The following is a 24,507-nucleotide window of genomic DNA, read 5'->3' on the forward strand; positions in this document are numbered from 1 at the left end:
TCCTTCGCGCGACTAAAACCCCACGTCGTAGGCAGCCTACCCGGACCACCTGGTGAGACTCTGGAGCCGTGACGCGCGTGACTACTCTGTCCGGGTGTCGTCGAGCACCGATGTCGTGGAGGCCCCAACAGCCGTGCATGAGAGCAATGCGCCCTCACGGTTGGCCGAGGCGCTCAGACACCCGGCGGCGCGCTGGACGGCCCCCGCCCTGATCTACCTGTTCGTGCGGCAGGTGGGCCTCTTCGTCCTGCAACTCGTCGTCGAGTACCAGAACAAGATCCACGGCAAGGCCGACACCGCCGTCGACAACCTCAAGTCGTGGGACGGCGAGTGGTTCCTCGGAATCGCCTCCGGGGGCTACAACGACGTGCCGCAGCGCCTGACCGACGCGGCCGGCAGGCGCTCGGCCGAGACCCCGCTGGCGTTCTTCCCCGGCTATCCCGCCCTGATCAGGTGGGTGGACGGCCTGCCGGGCGTGGACGCGGTGGGCGCCGCCTTCGCGGTGAGCCTGATCAGCGGCCTGTTCTGCGCTTACGGCCTGTTCGTGCTCGGCCGCGCGGTCCGCGACGGCTCGACGAAGACCGGCCTGATCTTCGTGACGCTGTTCGCCGCGTCCCCGATGGCCGTCGTCCTCTCGATGACCTACTCCGAGGCCACGTTCTGCGCGTTCGCCGCGTGGGCCCTGGTCGGCGTGGTGAAGAAGCGCTGGATCCTCGCCGGCGTCTGCTGCGCGGCAGCGGGCCTGGTCCGCCCCACCGCGGCAGCGCTGATCGCGGCCGTCGGCCTGGCAGCCCTGGTCGCGGTGATCGCCGACCGCCGCGACTGGCGAGCCTGGGCAGGCGGCCTGATCGCGCCGCTGGGCCTGCTCGGCTACCTCGGCTGGGTGGCAATCCGCACCGGCGACCTGGCGGGCTGGTTCGGCGTGCAGCAACGCGGCTGGGGCTCGAAGTTCGACGGCGGCGGCGCCACCCTGGAGTTCGCCTTCGAACACCTGGGCAATCCGCGCTCTGAACTGGAAACCGGCACGGTCTGGCTGCTGGTGCTGGCAGTCGTCCTGGTCGTCTACGCCTTCCAGCGCCGCCTGGAGTGGCCGTTGATCGTCTACGGCATCGGCGTGCTGGTCATGGACATCGGCTCGAACGGCCTGATGAACTCGAAGGCCCGCCTGCTGCTGCCCGCGTTCACGCTGCTGCTCCCCCTGGCCCTGGTCCTGGCCCGCCGCAAGACCTCCACAGTCCTGACCGTGCTGGGCCTGGCAATCCTGTTCAGCGCCTGGTTCGGCGCCAACGCCCTGGCCGTTTGGCAGTATGCGATCTGATGAACGAGCTGATCTCGAAGCGCTGGAGCCCACGCGCTTTCCACGCTGAAGCCACCATCTCCGACGACGAGCTGCGCGTCCTGCTGGAAGCGGCCCGCTGGGCACCGTCCCACGGCAACAGCCAGCCCGCCCGCTTCGTCGTGGGCAAGCGCGGCACCCCGACGTTCGACGCGATCTTCGAAACCCTCCGCCCCGGCAACAAGACCTGGGCCTTCCGCGCCTCGGTCCTCCTGATCGGCTGCGTGATCACCCAGGACTCGCGCGGCGACCTGCCCAACGTCGAGTTCGGCCTGGGCCTGGCCATGGAGAACATCGCGCTACAAGCCGTGGACCTGGGCCTGATCGCACACATGATGGGCGGCTTCGACAAGACAGCCGCCCACACCGCGTTCAACATGCCCGACGACGTGCGCCCGTTGGTAGTGATGGCTCTGGGCCACCAGGGCGACCTGGAAGACCTCCCCGAAGACCTTCAAGCCCGCGAACAGCGCGAACGCCAACGCCACCCGCTCTCCGACACCACCTTCACCGGCACCTGGGGCCAGTCACTGTTCGGTTGAGAAGTACTTGGACGCGACCTCGTTGTGCAGCGGAAACGCCAACGGCTCGCGCTCGAAGATGACCTTGCGCTCAGACGCCTCGTCGTTAGGCACGAACGGCGGCAAGTCCTCGGCGTTGATCGCCGGCGCGGCGGCGAACATCAGCACCGTCCCCCCGTCCGGCGTGGACACGAAGTGCAACGGCCGCAACTCGTCGGGGTCAACGCGCACGTTCGCTTCCTCTTCGAGCTCGCGCGCCGCACTCTGCTGCCACGACTCGCCGCGGTCCATGAACCCGCTGACGAACGCCAACTGCCCCACCGGCGGAATGGCCCTGCGCACGGTGAGAAGTCCAGTGCGGGCCCCGTCCTTCACCGGCACCAGCAACACGACAACGGGCGACGGGTTGTCCCACACCATGTGCCCACAGCTGTCGCACTTGCGCGGATACCCGGACGTGTCCGCGTACTGGGCCCCACAGCTGTTGCAGAAGTCGTCGCGCGCCATGCCCCGAACCTAGTTGAGGCGCCTCACGAGCTTAAGGACGATCGCTCGAACGGCCAGCCAGAAGCTCACGTGACAACGTTGTCAGCAACCTATTTGCCAACGGGCACAAGGCTTTCTGCGCCCAAAACGGTACGCGGGGTCCCCGCGTACCGTCAGACGGGTACGTAGGGACCCCGCGTGCCGTCGGCAGCAAGCGGCGGGCGGTCAGTAGCGTGACACCGCACGCGCGAGCAGCCCAGTCACGACCAGCCAGAACACGGCGGCCAGACCGTAATTCAGGAACACGTCGACGTTGTAGTTGCCAGTGTGGAAGAGCCCGGGGAAGAACAGGGCGAGGGGCTCGGCCAGGGACTGGATGAACCTGAAGAACCCGTTGGCGGTGTTGGCGCCAAGCACGATCATCAGGATGTAGAGGATCTCGATCAGGGCGAAGAGCGCACCGATGCCGCTGATCACGCGTGAAGCCGTGCCGCGGCCACTAGTCGTACGTAATCTGGACATACGTGAACGATTCCCGGATTCACGCGCAACAAAACTTGTGGTTGCACCATGACATGCACCCACGCCGATGGCGGAGCCGGGTCTGGGGCAGAGCCCCAAGTGGAAGCACGCAACCGCATGGTCGCCGCCCGCACGGCGACCACCCACCCGGTCACTCCCAGCAACCACATCCCACGATCCGGGCCCGCAGTTCCATCTTCAACCAAACTGTGACTACTCTGTCCGACGTGTGGCGTTCCCTCCTGCTTCGCTGCCGTGACGGGGTCTGATCAGACCGGCCCCCCGTCGCGGGACTCAGCGTTGCCGCCGGTCGTTCCCATCACGACCCGCACCCGGAGCCAAAAATCATGACCTCCCCCGACGCCTACACCTCGGGAACCAGCCGAATCCGCCAGCCGGCGCGCCCGGCCCCCGACTCCCAGCCGCAGTGGAACCGCCAGCTCGGCAGCAGCATGCCCTTCCACCGCTACCGCCCGTTCCACGAGGTAGTAGAGGTAATCGACGTCCCTGACCGCACCTGGCCGACCAAGCGGGCGGAAAAGGCTCCCCTGTGGTGCGCCGTAGACCTGCGAGACGGCAACCAGGCCCTGATCGACCCGATGTCCCCCGCGCGCAAGCGCAAGATGTTCGACCTCCTGGTCCGCATGGGCTTCAAGGAGATCGAGGTCGGCTTCCCTGCCGCATCCCAGACCGACTTCGACTTCGTCAGGGAGATCATCGAGGACGGCGCCATCCCGGACGACGTCACGATCCAGGTCCTGACCCAGTGCCGTGAAGAGCTGATCGCCAGGACCTTCGAGTCCCTGCGCGGCGCCAACAAGGCGATCGTCCACTTCTACAACTCGACGTCGATCCTCCAGCGTCGCGTCGTCTTCCGCTCCGACCGCGAAGGCATCAAGAAGATCGCCGTGGACGCGGCGAAGTTCGCGAAGCAGCAGGAGCAGGACTACCCGGAGACCGACTTCCGGTACGAGTACTCCCCCGAGTCCTACACCGGCACCGAGCTGACCTACGCCCTCGACGTCTGCAACGCCGTCACGGCAGTCATCCAGCCCACGCCCGAGAAGCCGCTGATCATCAACCTGCCGGCCACCGTCGAGATGGCCACGCCGAACGTCTACGCCGACTCGATCGAGTGGATGTCCCGCAACCTCGACAGCCGCGACTCGATCATCCTGAGTCTGCACCCGCACAACGACCGCGGCACCGGTGTGGCGGCGGCCGAGCTGGGTTACCTGGCCGGTGCGGACCGGATCGAGGGCTGTCTGTTCGGCAACGGTGAGCGCACCGGCAACGTCTGCCTGGTCACGCTGGCCATGAACATGTTCAGCCAGGGCATCGACCCGCAGATCGACTTCAGCGACATCGACGAGATCCGGCGCACGGTCGAGTACTGCAACCAGCTGCCGGTGGCCGAGCGGCACCCGTACGGCGGTGACCTGGTGTTCACCGCGTTCTCCGGCAGTCACCAGGACGCCATCAAGAAGGGCTTCGAGGCGCTGGAGGCCGACGCCAAGGACGCCGGGCAGCACGTCGACGACTTCCCCTGGGAGGTCCCGTACCTGCCGATCGACCCGAAGGACGTCGGCCGCAACTACGAGGCCGTCATCCGGGTCAACTCGCAGTCCGGCAAGGGCGGCGTGGCGTACCTGATGAAGCAGGAGCACCACCTCGACCTGCCGCGGCGCCTGCAGATCGAGTTCTCGAAGGTGATCCAGGAGGTCACCGACACGCAGGGCGGCGAGATCAACCCGAAGGAGATGTGGGACGCCTTCGCGGAGGAGTACCTGCACGGCAAGGTGCCGCTGTACCTGCTCAAGCACAAGGCGTCGTCGGACGGCAGCGGGCACGAGGAGATCACCGCGACGCTGCTGATCGACGGTGAGCAGCAGGAGATCACGGGTTCCGGCAACGGGCCGATCGCCGCGTTCGTCGATGCGCTCGCGTCGGTGGGCTACGACGTGCGGGTCATGGACTACGCCGAGCACGCGCTGTCCGCCGGTGACGACGCCCGCGCGGCCGCCTACCTCGAGTGCGCGGTGGGCGACCGCGTGCTGTGGGGCGTCGGCATCGACAGCTCAACGGTCGCCGCGTCGTTCCGCGCGATCGTCTCCGCGATCAACCGGGCGCAGCGTTAGATCATTTTGGGCTGAAAACAACGGACGGGGAGGACGCGTGCGGCACCAGTTGCCGCGGCGCGCCCTCCCCGTTCGCAGGCACGGCCCAGATGCCCTCACCCGGCAGGCCGTAGGCGATGGTGTCGTTGTCGAGCCACACGACCTGGTCGTCGATCCCACGCGTCTCGGCCAGGGGTGTCTCCACCATCGTGGTCAGGTCCAGCACGTGCTGCCGCCACGGCCGCGCGCCGTCGCCCGGCACGCGCTTTTTGAACGCCACGCGCTTGCCGTCCGGCGACAGCGACGGGCATTCGACGTTCTCCCGCAACGGTTTCGCGGAAATGTCGACCGAGTCGCCACTGATCAGGTAGGTCTTGCCCCCGGTGGACAGCGTTGCGTAGTAGGAGCGATCGTCCTCGGTGAACGTCACGCCCCAGAAGTTCATGTCCTCCGCCCTCTTGATGCCGGCGATCCGCGTGCCCTCCATGTTGCTCTGGTACAGCAGCGTCTCCCGGTCGTAGATGCCCGTGCGAGTCGAGAACGCGCCGGTCTGCGCGTACGAGTCGCCGGTGACGAACGTCGTCCAGGACGCCATCCGTCCGTCCGGCGACAGCTTCGCGCGATTCGGCACACCCGCGACGTCGATGCGGTGGGTCTCGGAAAGCGACTCGTCGACGAAGATCGCGACGGATCCGGGGAACGGGCCGGACCGGTCCGCGAGGCACAGCCCCTGCCGAGCTGCCGTGAAGAACCGCTTGCAGGACAACGAACTCAGCCGACGCGGACCGCCAGGTGAGGACAGCGGCACCGACGCCACCCTGCCGCTCGCGTCGTCCACGAACAGCAGCCGGCCCGCGGTCAGCTCGACCGGGCCGGGCTCGACCGCGACCGGGACCTCCTCCGGAGCGCGCAGGGCGTAGGCGGTGGCACCCGCGCCCAGCACGATCACGGCTGCGACGACGAGCAGCATCCTCACCACGCGAACCACGTCCACAACGCGCCGAACAGCACGGAAGACGACGCCCGCGCGAGCACCTGGCCGGTCTGGAGCAGGGCCAGACCGGACGTGCGCAGCTCGTCCGGGATCAGCGGACCGGCGACGGCCATCAGCACGCCGTCCGTGCACGCGTAGAACAGCCCGTGCAACAGCAGAACGCCCACGAGCAACGAAATCCCGGAAGCACCGAAGAACAGCAGGTACGCCCCGAGCAACGCGAGGTGGCCGACGAGGAACATCCGCCACCGCCCGACCCGGTCGGCCAGCGCGCCCATCGGCACGGCGGCGAGCAGGTACACGCCGGCCGTGCCGAGGGGAAGCAACGCGATGTAGGCGACGTCGACGTCGAGTTTCTTCTGCAGCAACAGGTAGATGAACCCGTCGCCCAGCGTCAGGAACCCGAGCCCGCACGCGACCAGGCAGACCCGCCGGAACGGCCTGGACCGCAGCAAACCGAACGCGCTTCGCAGCGACACCGCGACGCGTGGCAGCACGTCGCGGTGATCGCGCACGAAGAGCACCAGAACGAGAACACCGAGCGCGGCGAAGCAGAAGCTCACCACGAACACCACGTCGTAGCGGGCCGGGAGCGTCCACAAGAGACAGAAGGCCACGAGCGGCCCCAGGAACGCGCCCACGGTGTCCATGGCGCGGTGCACACCGAAGGCGCGTCCCAGCGCGGAGGGCTCACTGCTCAACGTGATCAGTGCGTCCCTCGGTGCGGTGCGCAAGCCCTTGCCCGTCCTGTCCCCCGCCAGCACGAGCCCCATCGCGGTGGCGGAGGTCCCGGCGGCGAGCAAGCCCAGCTTGCCCACCGCCGAGATCCCGTAACCCAGGCCGGCCACGAGCTTGCGCCGTTGCCAGCGGTCAGCCGCATGACCGCCGACGACTCGGACCAGTGCCGTGACACCGGTGTAGATGCCGTCGAGCACACCGAACTGCAGCGGGGAGAACCCCAGCCCCAGCACCAGGTAGAGCGGCAGGATCGCGGTCACCATCTCGGACGAGACGTCCGTGAGCAGTGAGACCGAGCCCAGGGCGAGCACGTTCGCCGCGATCCTGCCGGTGCCACCCGCGGCGGGGGCTTGTCGAGCGGTTGCGATGTACACGACGGCCTCCGATCAGCAGATCAACGGCAGGAGTAGGGACCGGCCTTGTCGCGCACCGTTCCGGCCGTGTCGATGACCTCCCACGAGTAGGAGCGGCCGGAGATGGTGAGCTTCATGACGCCGTGGCTGTCGGAGAAGTACTTCTCCACGCCGACCCGCGGGGTGCGCTCCTTGTAGAGGTAGTCACCGCCGATGCCGACGACCGCCGACCTCACGCCGTTGGTCTGGTCGATCGCACCGCTCTTGTTCAACGGGGACAGCCGCTCGTAGTGGTGGTTGTGGCCACCGAGCATCAGGTCCGCCTTGACGTCCGCGAACGCGTTCCAGTACGGCGCGATCTTCGCGTTGTCGCCGTACTTGCCGGAGGTGAACCGCGGGTGGTGCATGTAGCCGACCACGCAGGGCTTGGTGTTCGCGGCCAGGTCCGCCTTGAGCCAGTTGACCTGCGTGGAGTCCGAACCGTCGTTGTCCATCGGGTCGGAGTCGACCGAGACGAAGTGGAACTCGCCCGCTTCCCAGCTGTAGTACGGCTTGCCGGCGGGGTAGGCCTGCGCACCGAAGTACGCCTTGTACCCGTTGAGGTTGTCGTACCACTCGTGGTTGCCGGTCGCGGGGTGGGTGATGCTCTTCCACTTGCCCCACGACTTGTCGTAGTGGGCCCTGAACTCCGCGAGCGTGCCGTTGTCGTACTGGTTGTCACCGACCGTCAGGATGTGGTTCGGCTTGATCTGTTCGATCAGCTTCGCGGTCTCGTAGTGCTCGCCGTTCGTCAACGACGCGATGTCGCCGGCGACGACGATCGTGATGTTGTCGCCAGGCCCGGCCGGCAGGGTCGTCGCCTGCACCGCGTTGCTCGACGGCCCGAGGTTGCCGGCCGCGTCACGAGCGCGGACGGTGTAGGTGAACGCCGTGCCGCTGGCCAGCCCGGTGTCGGTGAACGTCGTGCCGGTGGGAGTGCCGACAACGCTGCCGTTGCGCAGCACGTCGTAGCCCGTCACGGCTTCGTTGTCGCTCGCGGCCGTCCACTGCAGACTGACCGAGCTCGACGTGGTGCCGGTGCTGGTGAGGTTCCCCGGCGCGCTCGGCGGCGTGTTGTCACCGCCTTCACGGCTGCCCCAGACCTCCAGCTCCCAGAGCGAGTAGCCGTAGGGCGTACCGCGCTTGGTGCCGTAGATCCGCACGTAGCGGCCGCTCGCGGTCAGGGCGGTCTCGTCGATGCCACCGTTCTGCCCGGTGAGGGTCTTCTTGGTGCTCCACGACGAACCGTCGGCCGAGGTCTGGATCTTGTACTCGGCGGCGTGGGCGACCTCCCAGTTCAGCTTGACCTTCGTGATGGTGGCGGTGCCACCGAGGTCGACCGCGATCCACTGCGGATCGACGCCTTCGAGGCTCGCCCAGCGAGTGGTCGGATCTCCGTCCACGGCATTGGCGCCGCCGAAGGTCTGAGCCTCGACGGACGAGACGGTGGTGGGTTTGTTGGCCGACAGCAGGGAATCAGCCGCGTTGGCCGTGCCCGACGCTGCGATCTGAGGTATCACCAGCGCGAACAGGGCCAACGCGACACCCGTGCGGGTGTGCTTTCTGATCACTTCGTCCTCCTGGGCAAGGGCGGCGGCTCGAAGGATTGGTAAACAAGCTTTCCTATTGGACCTCGGAGGTTAATGACGGGTGAACAAGCAGGTCAAGACGGGTGCCCGGCAGTCATCACGTGTCATTCCGTGACTGACCGAAGCGCCAGAGAACGGCGTGGACCACGACGGCGACGCTCACACCCTGAATCAGGCCCAGCAGGAGACGTCGTACCCAGTCATAAAGGCTGATCTGGCTGACAGGATCAGACAAAGACCACGTCACGCCGATTGCCGCGGCAAGGGCCACGAAGATCCAGAACTTGTACCGGGATTTCCCGGTACGTGACGGCCAGTCATGCACTTTCGGACACCGGGCAGCCATCCAGGCGAGCAGCACCATGCCGCCGAGCGACGACACGTACCCGATGACGTTGTAGAGCCGGTGCGGTCCGACGACTGTGATGTCCAACCAGTCCCACCGCCGCACGAACCATCCGTCGGTCTGCGTGAAGCCGTCCCACAGCAGATGCGTGAGCACTCCCACCACAATGGACAACGCGCGCACGACGGGCTGGCGGATGCCTCCGGGCCGCGGCACCCGCACCCGCACGAACTCCGGCGCCACAGCCATCACCGAGGGCAGCAACAGCCGTCCGACCAGCAGCAACACCACTGCCGCGACGGATCCGCCGAGCAGGTCGTGGGTCGGCAGGACCGGAACGTAGTAGCCGACGTCAGGCGCGACAGCACCCGCGACGAGTCCGGGGAACCAGAGGAACCGGCGCAACGGCAGCACGGCGGCCGGGTGCGCGAGAGTGAACGGCACGAACCAGCGTAGATCGACTTCCATCCTGTAGGTGCGCTGAAGAAACACCCAGGTCGGGATTGTTCATCCGCGTCACGTACGTTCACGGATCATGAGCACCACAGCCGCCAGTCTCGTCGTGCTGTTCCTGGTCGCCGTCGTGCCCTTGGCACCGACGGAGGCCGTGCTCATCGGTGCCGGCGTCCTCGCCGCTTCCGGTGAGGTTCCGCTGTACCTCGTGGTGCTCGTCGCGGCCGCGGGTTGCCTGGCCAGCGACATGATCAACTTTACGATGGGCCGGCGGATGGGCATGAGGGCCCTCGACCGCGTCAACAAGAACGCCAAGGCGCGGGCCATGGTCGTGTGGACCGCCGACCAGCTCGGGTCCAAGGGCGAGACGATCCTCATCGCGGCGCGGTTCCTGCCGGCCGGCGGCATCGTGGGCGCGCTGCTGGCGGGTGCGCTGAAGTGGCCGCTCAAGCGGTTCATCCCCGTGGCCGCGGTCGGATCGGCCCTCTGGAGCCTCTACCCCGCCACCATGGGGTACATCGGCGGTCAGATCGTCGACGAGGCGTGGCTCGCGATGCTGCTGTCGTTCGGCGTGGCCACGCTCATCTCCATCCCGGTGGGCATGGTGATCCGCACGCGCAACGCCGACCGCACCCTCTCGTACGCCGAGGCGTCGTCGTAGAGCACGGCGAACCGGTCCGCGGCGGCCAGCAGGGCGTCCACCTCGAACGCCATCTGAGCGTCACCGCAGAGTCGCTCCAGCAGTGAGATCCAACGCAGGTTGAACAGCATCAACGCGTCGCGCACGCGGCCGGGGCGGGCGGCGAACTCCGAGCGCGTCACGACGAAGAAGCAGCCGCCGGGGAACACGCGGCGCTTCGAGTAGTCGAGCCAGCGCCCGCACACGTCCATCAACGCCCCACCAGCGACCACGACCTCGCGCGCAAAAATCTCCGCGGCCGCGTGCACCGTGGCGATCTGCAACTCTTCCTTCGCCCCGAAGTGCGAGAACACCCCGCTCTTGCTCATGCCGAGCTCGACCGCGAGCCGTCCGATCGTGACTCCCTCGAGCCCGTCCACCGACGCGATCTCAGCAGCCCTGACCAATATCGCCCCACGACTGTCCACCCAGCCACGGGACCATCACCCACTAGAGCCTCACTCGCCACTGGGGTGAGACACGCAGGGCCCTTTCGTACTACGTGACAGTACGAAAGGGCCCCGCGTGAACTTTGGAACTAGGGGTTCAGGGCTTCGGTTACCGAGGCTGGGCCTACCAGGGGGATGTCAGGCGACAGGGTGTCGCCCTCCTCCACCAGGATCGGCTTGACCTCGTGCGGCTGGATTTCGCCGGACTGGATTTGTTCGGCGTAGTGGCATGCGACCTTGTGACCCGGCTTGAGCTCGCGCAGCGCCGGGCGTTCGGTGTCGCAGCGAGAAGCCTGTCGCCACGGGCACCGGGTGTGGAACCGGCAGCCGGACGGCGGGTTCGCCGGCGACGGGAGGTCGCCCGCGAGCAGGATCCGTTCGCGCCGGTCCTCGACCACGGGGTCGGGCACCGGGATCGCCGACAGCAGCGCCCGCGTGTACGGGTGCAGCGGCTCCGCGTAGAGGTCCTCGGCGGTGGCCTCCTCGACCAGGCCACCGAGGTACATCACGCCCACGCGGTCGGAGATGTGCTTCACGACCGCGAGGTCGTGCGCGATCACCAGGTAGGTCAGGCCGAACTGGTCCTGCAGCTCTTCCAGCAGGTTGACGACCTGGGCCTGCACCGACACGTCCAGCGCGGACACCGGCTCGTCTGCGACGATCAGGTCCGGGTTGAGCGCCAGCGCCCGCGCGATGCCGATGCGCTGCCGCTGACCGCCGGAGAACTCGTGCGGGTACTTGCGCAGCGCGGTGGACGGCAGGCCCACGGCCGACAGCAGCTCGCGGAGCCGCTTCGACGTGGATTCCTTGCCCTCGTCCAGGTCGTGCGCCCGCAGGCCCTCGATCAGGATCGACTCCACGGACTGGCGCGGGTCGAGCGACGACAGCGGGTCCTGGAACACCATCTGGATCCGGCGCCGCATCTTGCGCAGCTCCTCGCCCTTCAGGGCGGAGAAGTCCTGACCGTCGAAGACCATCTTGCCCGCGGTCGGCTCGTTGAGCCGCAGCATCGCCCGCCCGAGGGTGGACTTGCCGCAACCCGACTCGCCCACCAGGCCGTACGTCTCGCCGCGCTTGATCTCGAGGTCGACGCCGTCGACCGCGTAGACGTAGCCGACGGTGCGGTCCATGAACACGCCCCGCTTGATCGGGAAGTGCACCTTCATGTCCTGGACGGAAACCAGGGTCTCGCTCATACCGGCACCTCCTCGGCGGCGGGAGTTCCCGGCACCACCGGGTTGTGGCAGCGGAGCAGGCGGCCCAGCTTCTCGACTTCCGCGGGCGTCTCCGCGCGGCACACGTCCAGCGCGTTCGGGCACCGCGGCGCGAACGCACAGGCGCTGGTCCACGGGATGTTGTCCGCGACGGAACCCCTGATCGGCGTCAGCTTCTCGCCGGGCGCCGCGTCCAGGCGCGGGATCGAGGCCAGCAGGCCGTGCGTGTACGGGTGGCGCGGCTCGGCGAAGAGCTTGTGCCGCATGGCCTTCTCGACCACCTTGCCGCCGTACAGCACGTTCACCTCGTCGCACAGCCCGGCGACGACACCCAGGTCGTGGGTGATCATCACCAGAGCGGTGCCGAGGTCCTGCACCAGTTCCTTCATCAACGACAGGATCTGGGCCTGGATCGTCACGTCCAGCGCCGTCGTCGGCTCGTCCGCGATCAGCAGCTTCGGCCGGCACGCGAGCGCGATGGCGATCAACGCGCGCTGCCGCATACCGCCGGAGAGCTGGTGCGGGTACTCCTTGAGCCGCCGGTTCGGGTCCGGGATGCCGACCTTGTCGAGCAGGTCCTTCGCCTCGATCATGGCTTCCTTGCGGGGCATGCCGCGGTGCCGTTCGAGCACCTCGGTGACCTGCAGGCCGATCGGGACGACGGGGTTGAGCGAGGACAGCGGGTCCTGGAAGACCATGCCGAGATCGCGGCCGCGACGGTCGCGCATCTCCCGGTCCGACAGCTTCAGCAGGTCCGTGCCGTCGTAGGACACCGTGCCGGTGATCTTGGCGCCGCGCTTGGGCAGCAGACCCATGATCGCCAACGATGTCACGGACTTGCCGCAGCCCGACTCGCCGACGAGCCCGACCGTCTGGCCGGGCTCGACGTCGAAGCTGACGCCGTCGACCGCGCGGAACGGCTCCTCGCCCTTGCGCTGGAACACGACGGTGAGGTCACGAACTTCGAGCAGTGCCACGACGACTCACCGCCTGTTCTTCGGGTCGAGGGCTTCGCGCAGCGTCTCGCCCATGAGCGTGAAGCCGAGCGCGACGATGATGATGCAGACCGCGGGCCACGCGGCGAGGTGCGGATGCGTGTCGAAGACGTTCTGCACGTCGCCGAGCATCTGCCCCCACTCCGGGATCCGGTCGTCCGGGTTGCCGAGGCCGAGGAACGACAGCGCCGCCGCTTCGATGATCGCGGTGGCCAGCACCAGCGTGGACTGCACGATCACCGGGCTGAGCGAGTTCGGCAGCATGTGCCGGAACACGATCGCGTTCTTCTTCACGCCGAGCGCGGTCGCCGCCAGCACGTGGTCGCTGTGCCGTTGCGCGAGCATCGAGCCTCTGAGCAGCCGGGCGAACACCGGGATCTGCACGATCGAGACCGCGAGGATCACGGTGAACTGGCTGGGCTTCGCGAACATCGCCGCGATCGAGAACGCGAGCAGCAGCGACGGCAGCGAGAGCATGACGTCGACGATGCGCATGACGACCGAGTCGACCCAGCCGCCGAGCGCGCCCGCGAGCGTGCCCAGGATCAACCCGCCGGCCAGGCCGATCAGGGTCGCGCCGACGCCGACGATCAACGTCTGCTGCGAGCCGACCAGCAGACGCGACAGGAAGTCGCGGCCCTGCAGGTCGCCACCGAGCGGGTGACCCGGCTGCGGCGGCGGGATCTCGTTGCGCGCCTTGACGACCTGCTCGATCAGCATCGGTTCGGACGGGTTGTGCGGGGCGAGCCACGGCGAGAGCAGCGAGAGCGCGACGAAGATGCCGATGATCGTCGCACCGATGAGGAACACCGGGCTGCGGCGCAGCCTCTTCCACGCGCTTGCGGCGAGCGAGACGCCCGCGGACTCCGCGAGACCGTCGATCTTTTCCTTCTTGGTCACTCCGAGTGCCACTGCGCTCACCTCGTCCTGATGCGCGGGTCGATGAGCGCGTACGAGAGGTCGACCAGCAGGTTGACCACGACGTAGACGATCGTGGCCATGATGATCAACAGCAGTAGCACCGGGTAGTCACGGCGTTCGAACCCGATGGCGAGCGCCTGCCCGACACCGGCGAACGAGAACACCTTCTCGGTGAGCACGGCGCCGGAGAGCAGCGCACCGGTCTGCAGGCCGATCGTCGTGACGACCGGCAGCATCGCGTTGCGCAGCACGTGCCGGCGGCGGATCACCGGTGCGGTGAGGCCCTTGGCCTCGGCGGTGCGCACGAAGTCCTCGTCGAGCACGTCGAGCACGGCCGCGCGGGTGATCCGGAAGATCACCGCGAACGGGATCGTGGCGAGCGCGATCGCGGGCAGGATCAGGTGTTCCAGTGCGTTCAGCGTCGCGTCGAACTCGCCGGTGATGAGACCGTCGAGGGTGAAGAACCCGGTGACGCGGGTGGCGTCGATCGCGTCCTGCCGGCCCTGCGAGGGCAGGCCGAGACTGGATGACGCCACGTCCTTGAGCAGGTAGGCCAGGAAGAACACCGGCACTGCCACACCGATCAGCGAGCCGACGACGCTGAGGTTGTCGAACCAGCCGCCGCGACGCTTCGCGGCGAGATATCCGAGCGGGACGCCGACCGCGATCGCGATCACGATCGCGAAGAAGCTGAGTTCGATCGTCGCGGGGAACCGCTGGAGGAAGATGTCGAGCGCCGAGTCACCGGGCTGAACACCGGTGGAGACGCCGAAGTCACCGGTCGCGGCGCGACCGAGGAACTTGAAGTACTGAACAAAAATCGGCTGATCGAGGCCGAGTTGCTTGGTGAGGGCTTCGCGCGACTCCGGCGTAGCGCGTTCTCCCAGGAGGGCCGAAACCGGCCCTCCTGGGAGAAGTCGCAACCACGCGAAGAGCAACATCGAGAGCACCAGCACCACGCCGACCAGCTGAATCAGCCGTCGAATCGTGTAGCGGAGCACTTGAGCTACCCCGTTGTTCTCTTGTGGTGGGAGCTAGTCCAGCTCAGCCCTTGGAGGCCGGGCCGAACTTCTCGTCGGTCAACGGGCTCGGGACGACACCCTTGATGTCCGACTTCAACACCAGAGCGGGCGGGGAGTGCGAGATCGGGATCGCGGGCAGGTACTGCTCCATGATCTGCTTGTTGATCTCTTCGTACTGCTTGGTGCGCTTGCCCTCGTCGGGCTCGGAGTTGGCCTTGGCCAGGGCGTCCGCGAGGGTCTTGCCCCACGGCGACACACCGGTGTTGAAGCGGTTGTCGGTGCGGCCGAAGAACGTGCCGACCCAGTTGTGCGCGGTGCCGTTGTCACCGGTCCAGCCGAGCAGGAACAGGTCCGGGATGCCCTGGTCAACCTCGGTCAGGTAGCCACCGTTCCACGGCTTCGTGGTGACCTCGATCTTGATGCCGGCGGCCTGCAGGTCACCGGAGATCGCGCCGAACAGGTCCTTCGGGGACGGCATGTACGGACGCGTGACCTCGGACGGCCAGTAGAACTTCAGCGTCAGGTCGGAGGCACCGGCCTCGGCCAGCAGCGACTTGGCCTTGGCGGCGTCGTAGCCGACGGCCTTGATGTCCTTGTTGTAGCCGTTGACGGTGTCCGGCATGAACTGCGTCGCGACCTTGGCGCCCTCGGGCAGCTGCGACTTGACCAGCTGCTCGCGGTTGATCGCGTACATCAGGGCCTGGCGAACCTTGAGGTCGGCGAGCTTCGGGTTGTTCTTCTGGTTGATGCCCAGGTAGAACACGTTGAACGCCGGACGGATCGCGACGTTGAAGCCGTCGGTCTTCAGACCGGCCCAGTCCGCCGCGTTCGGCAGGTCGTAGCCGTCGATGTCGCCGGCCTTGAGCGCCTGCTTCCGGGCGGTCTCGTCCGGGATGATCTTGAAGACGATCTTGTCCAGCTTGGCCTTGGTGCCGTGGTAGGCGTCGTTCTTCACGAGCTCCACGGTGTTGTTGGCCTTGTCGTACTTGCCGAACTTGAACGGGCCCGTGCCGGTCGGGTGCTCGTTCGCGTAGGCCGGGTAGGTGAACGCGTCACCAGCCGCCACGACGTTGTCCGCGTCGTACTGCTTCAACGCGGTCGGGCTCGAGATCGAGAACGACGTGAAGCCGAGGACCGACGGGAACTGCGAGGTGACCTCGTTCAGCTCGATGACCGCGGTCTTGGCGTCCTTGGCCGTGCAGGCCTTGTACAGCGAGGGCTTGTCCGGCGTGGTCTTGAACCCGCCGAAGTTGTCCAGCCAGTACTGCGAGACGGCGTCGGACTGGCCGGCGCCCTTCTGGTTGTACCAGCGCTCGAAGTTGAAGCAGACGGCCTCGGCGTTGAAGTCCGAGCCGTCGTGGAACTTCACGCCCTCCTTGAGAGTGAAGGTCCACGTCTTGCCGTCGGCGCTCGACTCGTACTTGGTGGCCAGCGCGGGCTCGACCTCGGCGGTACCCGGCTTGAAGCCGACCAGGCCTTCGTACATCTGACGAGCGACCCGGAAGGTCTCGCCGTCAGTCGCGTAGAACGGGTCGAAGAGCTTCGGCGCGCCGGCGGCACCGAAGGTCAGCGTGCCGCCTTCCTTGCCGCCACCACCAGAGTCGCGCTGGGATTGCGCGCAACCGGACAGGGCCAGCGCGCTGACGCTGAGGAAGCCGATCGCGGCAACCCAACGGCGGCGAGCCGTTACTGAGTGGACCATCAAACACCCCTTGGACAATCCGCACATCTCACGGTGTGGTCGCCGACCATAACCGTTGTACATACCCCCTCCGGGGCTACTCAGGTCACGATCCGGCCACTAGACCAGGCATTCTGATACGTCTGGCGCACGTTCGCTGACCCAACGTGAGCACCACGGATACGTCGAACGCTCTCCTAGGCTGTAGAAACAACAACGACACGCGGAGGAGGTCGCATGAGCAGGCAGGTCGAGTTCCGCGTGCTCGGCCCCCTCCAGGTCCTCCTCGACTCCGAACCACTGCTGGTCCGGGCGGGCCGTCAGCGGGCGCTGCTGGTGTCGTTGTTGCTGCGTGCGGGCACTTCGGTGTCCGTGGACGAGCTCGCCGGGAACGTGTGGGGCGAAGATCCGCCGGCCCGCGCTCGCGCCACGTTGCAGACCTATGTGATGCGTCTCAGACAGCTGCTCGGGCCGTCGGTGCCCATCCGGACCGTCCCGGACGGCTATTTGATCGACGTCGACGAGAAGACCATCGACCTGATGCGCTTCGAGCCGTTGATCGACCAGGGCGAGCAGGAGCGCGCCGCCGGCAACCTGCAGGCCGCCTCGGCCGCGTTCGCCGCCGCTCTCGGGCTCTGGCGGGGTCCGGCGCTGGTCGACGTGCCGTCGGAGATCCTGCACCGCGACGAGGTGCCGCGGCTGAACGAACGCCGCCTGCACGTGCTGGAGCGCCGGGTCGAGGTCGATCTCGAACTGGGCCGGCACGGCGAGCTTGTGGCCGAGCTGTCGCGGCTGACCAGCGAACATCCGTTGCGCGAGCGGTTCTGGGCGCAGCTGATGGTGGCGCTGTACCGGTCCGGCCGCCAAAGCGAGGCACTGGCCGCCTACCAGCGGGTTTCCCGTCTGCTGGGCGAGGAGCTGGGCATCGATCCCGGCGACGAGCTGCGGCGTGTGCACAGCCAGGTGCTGTCCGGGTCGATCGACGCGGTGGCCGCCGCGTCGGCCGGCGTGCCCGTGGTGGCCGCGAAGCCCGAGCGGGTCGTGCCGTCCCAGCTGCCCGCGGACATCCCCGACTTCGTGGGTCGCGACGAGGCCGTGTCGCTGATCATCGCCCTGCTGCGGACCGCGCAGGGCGTGCCGGTCGTGACGCTGGCCGGGCCGCCGGGGGTGGGCAAGACGGCCCTGGCCGTGCACGCGGCGCACCGGATGCGCGCGGACTTCCCGGACGGTCAGCTGTACGTGAACCTGCGCGGATACGCCCCCGGCCCGCCGTTGAGCGCCGTCGACGTGCTGCCGCGGTTCCTGCGCGCGCTGGGGACCGAACCGGACCAGGTGCCGCTCGACCAGGACGAGCAGGAGGCGATGTTCCGGTCGACGCTGACCGGCCAGCGCGTGTTGCTGCTGCTCGACAACGCGTCGTCCGCCGAGCAGATCCGGCCGCTGCTGCCGGGTTCTCCGGGATGCGCGGTGCTGGTGACCTCCCGCGACACGTTGCGCGGCCTCGCGGTCTCGCACGCAGCGTCGAACGTGCGGTTGGACGTGCTCGACTGGCACGAGACGAAGTCGTTGCTGGCGGGTATTTTGGGTGCGGACGAGGTCGAGTCCCAAGAGGACGCCGCGCTGGAGCTGGCGGCGTTGTGCGCGCACTTGCCATTGGCTTTGCGTATCGCAGCCGCGAACCTCGTGTCGCGTCCGGAACTGTCCATCGCGGACTACGTGGAGGAGTTGCGGGCGGGCAACCGGCTGGCCGCGCTGGCGGTCGAAGGCGACGAACGGGTCGCGGTGCACGCGGCGTTCGACCTGTCCTACACGGCCCTGAAGCCCGAGCTGGCGCAGATGTTCCGGCTGCTTTCTTTGGTGCCCGGCACCGACTTCACGCCCGAGATGGCCGCGGCGCTGTCGGGGCTGACCACTCAGGACGCTCGCCGCCGGCTCGACCGGCTGGCCACCGCGAACCTGATCGCGAACCACGCGCCGTCCCGCTACCAGTTCCACGACCTGCTGCGCGACTACGCGGCCGAGCGCCTGGCGTTCGAGGAGGGCCGCGCGGACTCGCGGCTCGCGTTGCGGCGACTGGTGGACTGGGCGGTGCGCTCGGTCGACAACGCCACCTCGGCGATGAAGTCGACGCTGTTCCGCTTCCCGCGCCCCGCGCCGTTGGACAGCGTGGTGCCGCGCACGTTCAGCACGTCGACCGAGGCGTTGACCTGGCTGGACGTCGAGCGCGCCAACCTGGTGGCGCTGGTGGCGCACTCCGTGGAGCGCGACCCCGAGAACTCGCCGTGGCAGCTCGCCGACGCCCTGCGCGGCTACTTCTACACGCAGGGCCTGACCGCCGAGTGGCGCGAGACCGCGAAGGCGGGACTGCTGGGCGCTCGCGCGCCGCGTGACGAACTCGGCCAGCTCGCGATGCTGTCGTCGCTGGGCACGCTGTACTGGGTGACGGGCCAGCACCGCAACGCCCTGGGCTACTACCAGCAGGCCATCGCCCTGCAGGAGCACATCGACCTGCCCGAGGCCGAGGCCGCCGTGCTGTCCAACGCCGGCAGCGTCTACATCGACCTCGGCGAACTCGAACACGCCGCCGACCACCTCGAACGCGCCCTGGTGATCGCCCGCCGGGTCAACGCGACCCAGGTGCTCGCCAACGCCCTGTTCAACCTCGGCGGCGTCTACATGCAGCTGGGCCAGCTCGACCGCGCCGCGACGACGTTCGAGGAAGCCCTGGAAGTCGGCACGCGCCTCGACTCGTGGATCAGCCAGGCGAACTCGATGCGCGCCCTCGGCGAGGTGCACGCGGCGCGCGGCACGCCGGACCTCGGCGCCTCCTACTTCGCGCGGGCCAGCGAGCTGTACGAACGTGCGGCCGCCCGCAACTTCGGCCACACCATGCACGAGGGCATGGCCATTACGCTGATCATGCGCGGCCGCTACGACGAGGCCGCGGTCGAGGCTTCTGCGGCGATGCAGATCGCGCAGGACCTGGAGAACGCCAAGAGCGTCTGCGACGCGCAGAACCTGCTCGGCCGGGCTTTGGAGGGCGCTCGCCGGTTCGAAGAAGCGGTGGAGCAGTTCTCGGCGGCGCTCGCGATCGCGGTGGAGACCGGTTACTCGTGGGGCGTCTGCTCCGCTCGCCGCGGGCTGGCGTCGGCGTACCGCGGCGTGGGTCGCTACGAGGACGCGCTGTCGATGGCGACCTCGGCGCTCGTCGAGGCTGGTCGGTCGCAGTTCCGGCTCGCCGAGATGGAGGTGCTGCTCGTGCTCGGGCGCATCCACCTCGACACCCTCGATGCCCACGGTGCTTTGGAATGCGCTCAGCGCGCGGCTTCCGTCGGCTCGGACTCCGGGCACCGCTGGGTGTTCGGGCGTGCTCTGCAGTTGGCCGGCGACGCTTCCGCCGCGTTGGGTGACGTGGATTCGGCTCGGGAGTACTGGGCTTCGTCGCTCGAGGTGTTCAGCGAGATCGGCACGCCCGAGGCCGGGGTGGTCCGGGCTCAGCTCGAGGTGACAACGTAGTCGGCTCTGGCCTTGGTCTCGTCGACCGCGAACCAGCCTCTTTCGTATTGCTGCCAACGGATGAAGTGCTGTCGCTGGCTTTCGCCGTCCCGCTGGACCGCGCGTTCGAGTCTCGTTGCTTCGTCGCCGTGGTCGACGAAGATGGTGAGGCTGGTGCGGGTGTTCGCTTTCCTGGCTGAGGAAAAACCCTCCAGGATGATCGTCCCTTGTGGACGGATTTCTACTTCGTCACCTTGGTCTGGGCACGGAAAGCCTTGGGACCAGTCGGTTTTCCGGTACCTGCCGGGTTTGCCGTCGGCTACCTGGTCGAGGGCTTGGACGAGTCTTGGCCACCATTTGGTCGTGGGGTCGCTCCACGTGGCGAAGTGGTCGGTGCTGATGAGTTGGGCGCCGAGTTCTGCTGCGAGGTTTTTCGCGAAGGTGGATTTGCCGGCGCCTGACGGACCGTCCACCGCGACCAGGCGGGTGTCGCCCAGTCGCGGTGGAGCGGTGGTCACATGCTTCGGCGACCAGATAGCGCACGTCCCAGCGTCAGTTCGTCCGCGAACTCCAGGTCGCCACCCATCGGCAGGCCGCTGGCCAGCCTGGTGACCGTGAGGCCGGGGAAGTCCCTGAGCATCCGGACCAGGTAGGTGGCCGTGGCCTCGCCCTCGGTGTTGGGGTCCGTGGCGATGATGACCTCGGAGATGTCGATCCCGTTGGTGGCCGTGCCGATGCGGTTGAGCAGCTGCCGGATCCTGAGCTGGTCCGGGCCGACACCGCTCAGCGGATCCAGCGCGCCGCCCAGGACGTGGTAGCGGCCCTTGAACTCCCTGGTGCGCTCGATCGCCTGGACGTCCTTGGGCTCCTCGACCACGCAGACCAGGGCTAGGTCCCGTTTCGGGTCGCGGCAGATGCGGCAGGTGGTCTCCGCACTCACGTTGCCACAGACGTCGCAGAAGACGACGCCTTCCTTGACCTTCTGGAGTGCGTTCTGCAGACGCTCGATGTCCGCGGGTTCCGTTGCCAGGAGGTGGAAGGCGATTCTTTGGGCGCTCTTCGGGCCGACGCCTGGGAGTCTGCCCAGCTCGTCGATCAGGTCCTGTACTGGGCCCTCGTACATTTGTTAGCCGAGCAATCCGCCGAGGCCACCCTGGGCGAGCGGGCCGAGCTTCTGCTCCACCAGCTGCTGGGCCTTGGTGTTGGCGTCCTTGATCGCGGCGATGACCAGGTCCTGGAGGGTGTCGACGTCTTCGGGGTCGACGATCTTGGGGTCGATGGCGAGGTTGACCAGCTCGCCGCCGCCGGTGACCGTGGCGGTGACCAGGCCGTTGCCCGCGTTGCCGGTGACCTGCGTTTCGGCCAGCTGCTGCTGTGCTTCTGCCATCTGCTGCTGCATGTTCTGGGCCTGCTGGAGCAGGGCCTGCATGTCGAACTGACCGGGTTGCACCGCTGGTCCTCTCGTGGGTGGGTGGTTGAGGTCCAGGGTACGGGTTTCGACGATTCGGCCTGGGTGGGGCGCGGTCTTGCGGGTGGTCACCTTGCGAGGAGCGCGTTGCGTTTTGGGACTCGGGGCTCCGCCCCGGACCCCGCCAATCTGATCAAGAACCGGGCCAGCGCCGCACGTGGGTTGATGGCACGCCTGTTGCTCAGGACGGCTGCGCGTTGCGTTGCTTCTTGCGTTGGTGGGCATGCCAAGAGCGGGCTCGGCTGCGCCTTCGCGTCGCCTCGCCTCCGGCATTGGGCTTGAGGGGCCGCTTCGCGGGTGGTGCTTGCGGTGGTGCGGGTCAGGCTTTTTTGAGCGGGCGGGCGCCCAGTTCGTCGGCCAGCAGTTTGAGCATCACGGCTTCGGGGTCTTTGGCCTCGGTGATGGTGCTCGGGTCTGCTGGGCGGGCTGCCTCGGCCAGCATTGCCTCTTCGTCGTCCGGTTCCGGCGGGAGGGGTTCGTCGGGCTCCGGCGGTTCTGGGGGCGGAGGGACGTCGTCTGCCGGTGGGCGTGGGGCTGGGCGTTGGGGTTCTGGCTTGCGGGCGGGTTGGGCCGGGGCTGCTGCTGCCTGGCTTGGGCGCGTGGGGGCCGGGCGGGCCGCTTTGGTGGGGGTTGGGGCTTGGGTTGTGGTGCTGGGGGTGCCGTGGGTGCAGCGGACCTGCCAGGTGCCGCCCAGGACTGCGGACAGGGCGTTGGCGATGGCCTCGGTGTTGCGGGGTTCGGCCAGGCGGCGGGCCAAGGGGGCCGAGGAGTGGGCGATGGTGACGACGTTGCCGTCGACCTCGCTGACCACGGCGTTGGTCAGCATTGCTTCGGTGCTGCGGCTGGAGTTGCGGACTGCGGCCAGCAGTTCGGACCAGACTCGGCGGACTGCTGCCGCGTCCATGCCGCCGGTTGTGGGGGCGGCGGGTTCCGGGGTCGGGGCGGCAGAGGGGGCAGCGGCGACCGGGGGTTCTGCGGCGACCGGAGCCGGGCTTGGCGCCGGGGCTGCTGCGGGCGCGGGAGTTGCGGCGGGGGGAGGGGTGGCTGCCGGGGGCGCAGTTGGTGCTGGGCGGGGTGGTTCTGGTTGCCTCGGCTGCTCGGCGGTTGGCGGTTGCTGGGACCTGCGGGTGAAGACCGGGCCGCCTGCGGCGGCGGTGTCGCTGCTGATGGCCGGGGCGGGTGCGCCGGGGGCTGCGGGAACTCCGGCCGGCATTGCTACTGGTGGGCGGCGTTCCAGTTGTTCCAGGCGTTGGAGCAGGGCGGCTTCCGACTGGCTCACTGACGGGAGGAGCATGCGGGAGCAGAGGAGTTCCAGGAGCAGGCGCGGGGCGGTGGCGCCGCGCATGTCCACCAGGCCCGTGTGGACGATTTCGGCGTAGCGGGTCAGGGCTGCTGGGCCGATGCGTTCTGCCTGGGCGACCATGGTGGCCACCTCGTCGTCCGGGGCGCTGACCAGGTTGCGCTCGGCGGCGTCGGGGACTGCGCAGAGCAGGACCAGGTCGCGGAGGCGGTCCAGGAGGTCCGAGGCGAAGCGGCGGGGGTCGTGGCCCGCTTCTACCAGGCGGTCGATGGTGCCGAAGACTGCGGCGCCGTCGCCGGTGGAGAGGCCGTCGACCACGTCGTTGATCAGGGCCGCGTCGGTGACGCCCAGGAGCGTGATGGCTTGGGTGTACTTGACGCCGTCCGGGCCCGCGCCGGAGAGGAGCTGGTCCATCACCGACTGGGTGTCGCGGGCCGAGCCGCCGCCCGCGCGGATCACCAGAGGGAAGACCGCGGGTTCTACGGCCACGCCTTCGGCGGCGCAGTTGCGTTCGAGCAGGCTGCGCATCACGCCGGGTGGGATCAGGCGGAACGGGTAGTGGTGCGTGCGGGAGCGGATGGTCGGGAGGACCTTGTCCGGTTCCGTGGTGGCGAAGATGAAGATCAGGTGGTCCGGCGGCTCTTCCACGATCTTCAGCAGGGCGTTGAAGCCCTGCGTGGTGACCATGTGCGCCTCGTCGATGATGAAGACGCGGTACTTGGACTCGGCGGGGGCGTAGAAGGCCTTGTCGCGGAGTTCGCGCGCGTCTTCGACACCGCCGTGGGAGGCCGCGTCGAGTTCCACCACGTCGACGCTGCCGCTGCCGTTCGGCGCCAGGCCGATGCAACTGTTGCACTCGCCGCACGGGTCGGGCGTGGGGCCCTTCACGCAGTTGAGCGAGCGGGCCAGGATGCGGGCCGACGAGGTCTTGCCGCAGCCGCGCGGGCCGCTGAACAGGTAGGCGTGGTTCACCCGGCCTGCCGACAAGGCGACGCGCAGCGGGTCGGTCACGTGCTCCTGGCCTACGACCTCGGAGAACGTGGCCGGACGGTACTTGCGATACAGAGCGAGCGCCACGCCCGGAACAGTACCGGTGGACCCCGACAGAAAAAGGGGACCCCGTGCACCCACCAGAGCCCGCTTATCCTTGCTGCCTTCCGGCCCTGGGGAGGTTCGCGAGATGTGTGCCGCACGAGGTCCGACGCAAGTGTAGCGAAGGGTCTACATCGAACGCATGTTCGAGTTGCCCACAGTGTTGTCCCCAGTTGTGGACAACACGCGGCCGGTGGCGATCATCAGCAGGTCAGACACCGGAAGAGCAGGCAGTTCGCCGTTGGGGAAACGCTTGCGGGCGCCGTAGAACGAGCTGCGCAGGACGTGCTCCAAGGCCGACTGGGCGGGTTCGAGAGGCATTTCACGGGAGCGGCCCAGCGGACGGGCGATGTCCTGGCCGTGGACCAGGAAGTCGACCAGCGGATCGATCGGGGCGGCACCCGGAGCCCGTTTCGGCGACGCGGCGGTCTCGCGAATTTGCGCGATCAACTCCGACCGGGTGAACCGTGCCGCGATCGCACGCGCCTGGCGGTCCCCCATCCGGTCGAAGCTGAAGCCGGACGTGACGGCGCCCTTGATCGCGTCCCACCAGCCGGTGCGCGTCGAGGTGGTCAGATGGGCGGCCATCTCCTGCATGGTCCAGCCGGTGCAGAGGGTTTCGCGCTGCCACTCGTCGTCGGTCAGGTCGTCGAGGAGGTCGGCGACGCTCAGGCGTTCGGCCTCCAGCCACTTCATG

Annotated in this window: 19 protein-coding genes, 1 other RNA gene and 2 pseudogenes; 5 read left to right on the top strand and 17 right to left on the bottom strand. The window is 68.0% G+C overall.

Annotated features, from left to right (window positions below; translation table 11 throughout):
• Nucleotides 1-94 precede the first annotated feature (94 nt).
• Both G7043_RS12045 and G7043_RS12050 read left to right on the top strand, forming a co-directional pair.
• On the top strand, nt 95-1,318 hold the full coding sequence (locus tag G7043_RS12045; RefSeq protein WP_278185745.1) for a hypothetical protein: 1,224 nt from the start codon (nt 95-97) through the stop codon (nt 1,316-1,318).
• The gene (locus G7043_RS12050; RefSeq protein WP_166045627.1) at nt 1,318-1,878 is read left to right on the top strand and encodes a nitroreductase family protein; all 561 of its coding nucleotides are present in this window, start codon (nt 1,318-1,320) and stop codon (nt 1,876-1,878) included. Before G7043_RS12045 ends, G7043_RS12050 begins: the two co-directional genes overlap by 1 nt.
• Here G7043_RS12050 and G7043_RS12055 read toward each other — a convergent pair.
• Together G7043_RS12055 and G7043_RS12060 are read right to left on the bottom strand one after the other, a co-directional pair.
• Nucleotides 1,864-2,364 carry an NUDIX domain-containing protein gene (locus tag G7043_RS12055; RefSeq protein ID WP_166045628.1) on the bottom strand — a complete coding sequence of 167 codons (501 nt, stop codon included), beginning with the start codon at nt 2,362-2,364 and terminating at the stop codon, nt 1,864-1,866. The two genes, G7043_RS12050 and G7043_RS12055, sit on opposite strands and share 15 nt — an antisense overlap.
• A gap of 204 nt (nt 2,365-2,568) precedes the next feature.
• Nucleotides 2,569-2,865 (bottom strand): hypothetical protein, encoded by a 297-nt coding sequence (locus G7043_RS12060; RefSeq protein ID WP_166045629.1) that lies wholly within the window; start codon nt 2,863-2,865, stop codon nt 2,569-2,571.
• Nucleotides 2,866-3,212: 347 nt separating this feature from the next.
• On the opposite strand from G7043_RS12060, the gene leuA reads away from it, so the two are divergent.
• Nucleotides 3,213-5,003, top strand: coding sequence for a 2-isopropylmalate synthase (leuA, locus tag G7043_RS12065; protein WP_166045630.1), 1,791 nt, complete (start codon nt 3,213-3,215; stop codon nt 5,001-5,003).
• 880 nt (nt 5,004-5,883) lie between these two features.
• Here leuA and G7043_RS12075 read toward each other — a convergent pair.
• The 3 genes and pseudogenes from G7043_RS12075 to G7043_RS12085 form a co-directional block, all read right to left on the bottom strand.
• Nucleotides 5,884-7,088 (bottom strand): annotated as a pseudogene (locus tag G7043_RS12075) (MFS transporter); the annotation flags it as partial.
• Nucleotides 7,089-7,108: 20 nt separating this feature from the next.
• Nucleotides 7,109-8,677: a discoidin domain-containing protein gene (locus tag G7043_RS12080; protein WP_313887817.1), complete on the bottom strand. Its 1,569-nt coding sequence runs from the start codon at nt 8,675-8,677 to the stop codon at nt 7,109-7,111.
• 115 nt (nt 8,678-8,792) lie between these two features.
• On the bottom strand, nt 8,793-9,485 hold the full coding sequence (locus G7043_RS12085) for a DUF4184 family protein (RefSeq protein WP_166045632.1): 693 nt from the start codon (nt 9,483-9,485) through the stop codon (nt 8,793-8,795).
• Nucleotides 9,486-9,576: 91 nt separating this feature from the next.
• On the opposite strand from G7043_RS12085, the pseudogene G7043_RS12090 reads away from it, so the two are divergent.
• Nucleotides 9,577-9,999 (top strand): annotated as a pseudogene (locus G7043_RS12090) (DedA family protein); the annotation flags it as partial.
• Between the two features lie 20 nt (nt 10,000-10,019).
• On the opposite strand, the gene G7043_RS12095 reads toward G7043_RS12090, so the two are convergent.
• From G7043_RS12095 to G7043_RS12120, 6 genes are all read right to left on the bottom strand, one after another.
• Entirely contained in the window at nt 10,020-10,601 is a 582-nt protein-coding gene (locus tag G7043_RS12095) for a TetR/AcrR family transcriptional regulator (RefSeq protein WP_166045633.1), read from the bottom strand.
• Between the two features lie 110 nt (nt 10,602-10,711).
• A complete protein-coding gene (locus G7043_RS12100; RefSeq protein WP_166045634.1) occupies nt 10,712-11,818 on the bottom strand; it encodes an ABC transporter ATP-binding protein in 1,107 nt (368 codons plus the stop codon).
• Nucleotides 11,815-12,813, bottom strand: coding sequence for an ABC transporter ATP-binding protein (locus G7043_RS12105; RefSeq protein ID WP_166045635.1), 999 nt, complete (start codon nt 12,811-12,813; stop codon nt 11,815-11,817). The genes G7043_RS12100 and G7043_RS12105 overlap by 4 nt, the downstream gene beginning before the upstream one ends.
• Before the next feature lie 6 nt (nt 12,814-12,819).
• Complete coding sequence (locus tag G7043_RS12110) at nt 12,820-13,743, bottom strand: ABC transporter permease (protein WP_313887818.1); 924 nt, start codon at nt 13,741-13,743, stop codon at nt 12,820-12,822.
• Nucleotides 13,744-13,748: 5 nt separating this feature from the next.
• Entirely contained in the window at nt 13,749-14,753 is a 1,005-nt protein-coding gene (locus tag G7043_RS12115; RefSeq protein ID WP_166045637.1) for an ABC transporter permease, read from the bottom strand.
• Nucleotides 14,754-14,796: 43 nt separating this feature from the next.
• Complete coding sequence (locus G7043_RS12120; protein WP_166045638.1) at nt 14,797-16,476, bottom strand: ABC transporter substrate-binding protein; 1,680 nt, start codon at nt 16,474-16,476, stop codon at nt 14,797-14,799.
• Between the two features lie 216 nt (nt 16,477-16,692).
• Here G7043_RS12120 and G7043_RS12125 point away from each other — a divergent pair, with 216 nt between their 5' ends.
• A complete protein-coding gene (locus G7043_RS12125; protein ID WP_166045639.1) occupies nt 16,693-19,971 on the top strand; it encodes an AfsR/SARP family transcriptional regulator in 3,279 nt (1,092 codons plus the stop codon).
• Here the strand turns inward: G7043_RS12125 and G7043_RS12130 are convergent.
• From G7043_RS12130 to G7043_RS12155, 6 genes are all read right to left on the bottom strand, one after another.
• Nucleotides 19,950-20,468 (bottom strand): uridine kinase family protein, encoded by a 519-nt coding sequence (locus tag G7043_RS12130; protein ID WP_313887819.1) that lies wholly within the window; start codon nt 20,466-20,468, stop codon nt 19,950-19,952. The two genes, G7043_RS12125 and G7043_RS12130, sit on opposite strands and share 22 nt — an antisense overlap.
• Nucleotides 20,465-21,073 (bottom strand): recombination mediator RecR, encoded by a 609-nt coding sequence (recR, locus tag G7043_RS12135; protein ID WP_166045640.1) that lies wholly within the window; start codon nt 21,071-21,073, stop codon nt 20,465-20,467. The genes G7043_RS12130 and recR overlap by 4 nt, the downstream gene beginning before the upstream one ends.
• Nucleotides 21,074-21,076: 3 nt before the next feature.
• On the bottom strand, nt 21,077-21,379 hold the full coding sequence (locus G7043_RS12140; protein WP_166045766.1) for a YbaB/EbfC family nucleoid-associated protein: 303 nt from the start codon (nt 21,377-21,379) through the stop codon (nt 21,077-21,079).
• A gap of 358 nt (nt 21,380-21,737) precedes the next feature.
• Nucleotides 21,738-23,795 (bottom strand): DNA polymerase III subunit gamma and tau, encoded by a 2,058-nt coding sequence (locus tag G7043_RS12145; protein WP_166045641.1) that lies wholly within the window; start codon nt 23,793-23,795, stop codon nt 21,738-21,740.
• Between the two features lie 30 nt (nt 23,796-23,825).
• An RNA gene (gene ffs / locus G7043_RS12150) (signal recognition particle sRNA small type) lies at nt 23,826-23,922 on the bottom strand.
• 17 nt (nt 23,923-23,939) lie between these two features.
• Nucleotides 23,940-24,506, bottom strand: a complete 567-nt coding sequence (locus tag G7043_RS12155) for a maleylpyruvate isomerase family mycothiol-dependent enzyme (protein ID WP_166045767.1) — start codon at nt 24,504-24,506, stop codon at nt 23,940-23,942.
• Between the last annotated feature and the right edge of the window lies 1 nt (nt 24,507).

The sequence above is a fragment of the Lentzea alba genome (assembly GCF_011067745.1).
In the GTDB taxonomy this organism is placed as follows: domain Bacteria; phylum Actinomycetota; class Actinomycetes; order Mycobacteriales; family Pseudonocardiaceae; genus Lentzea; species Lentzea alba.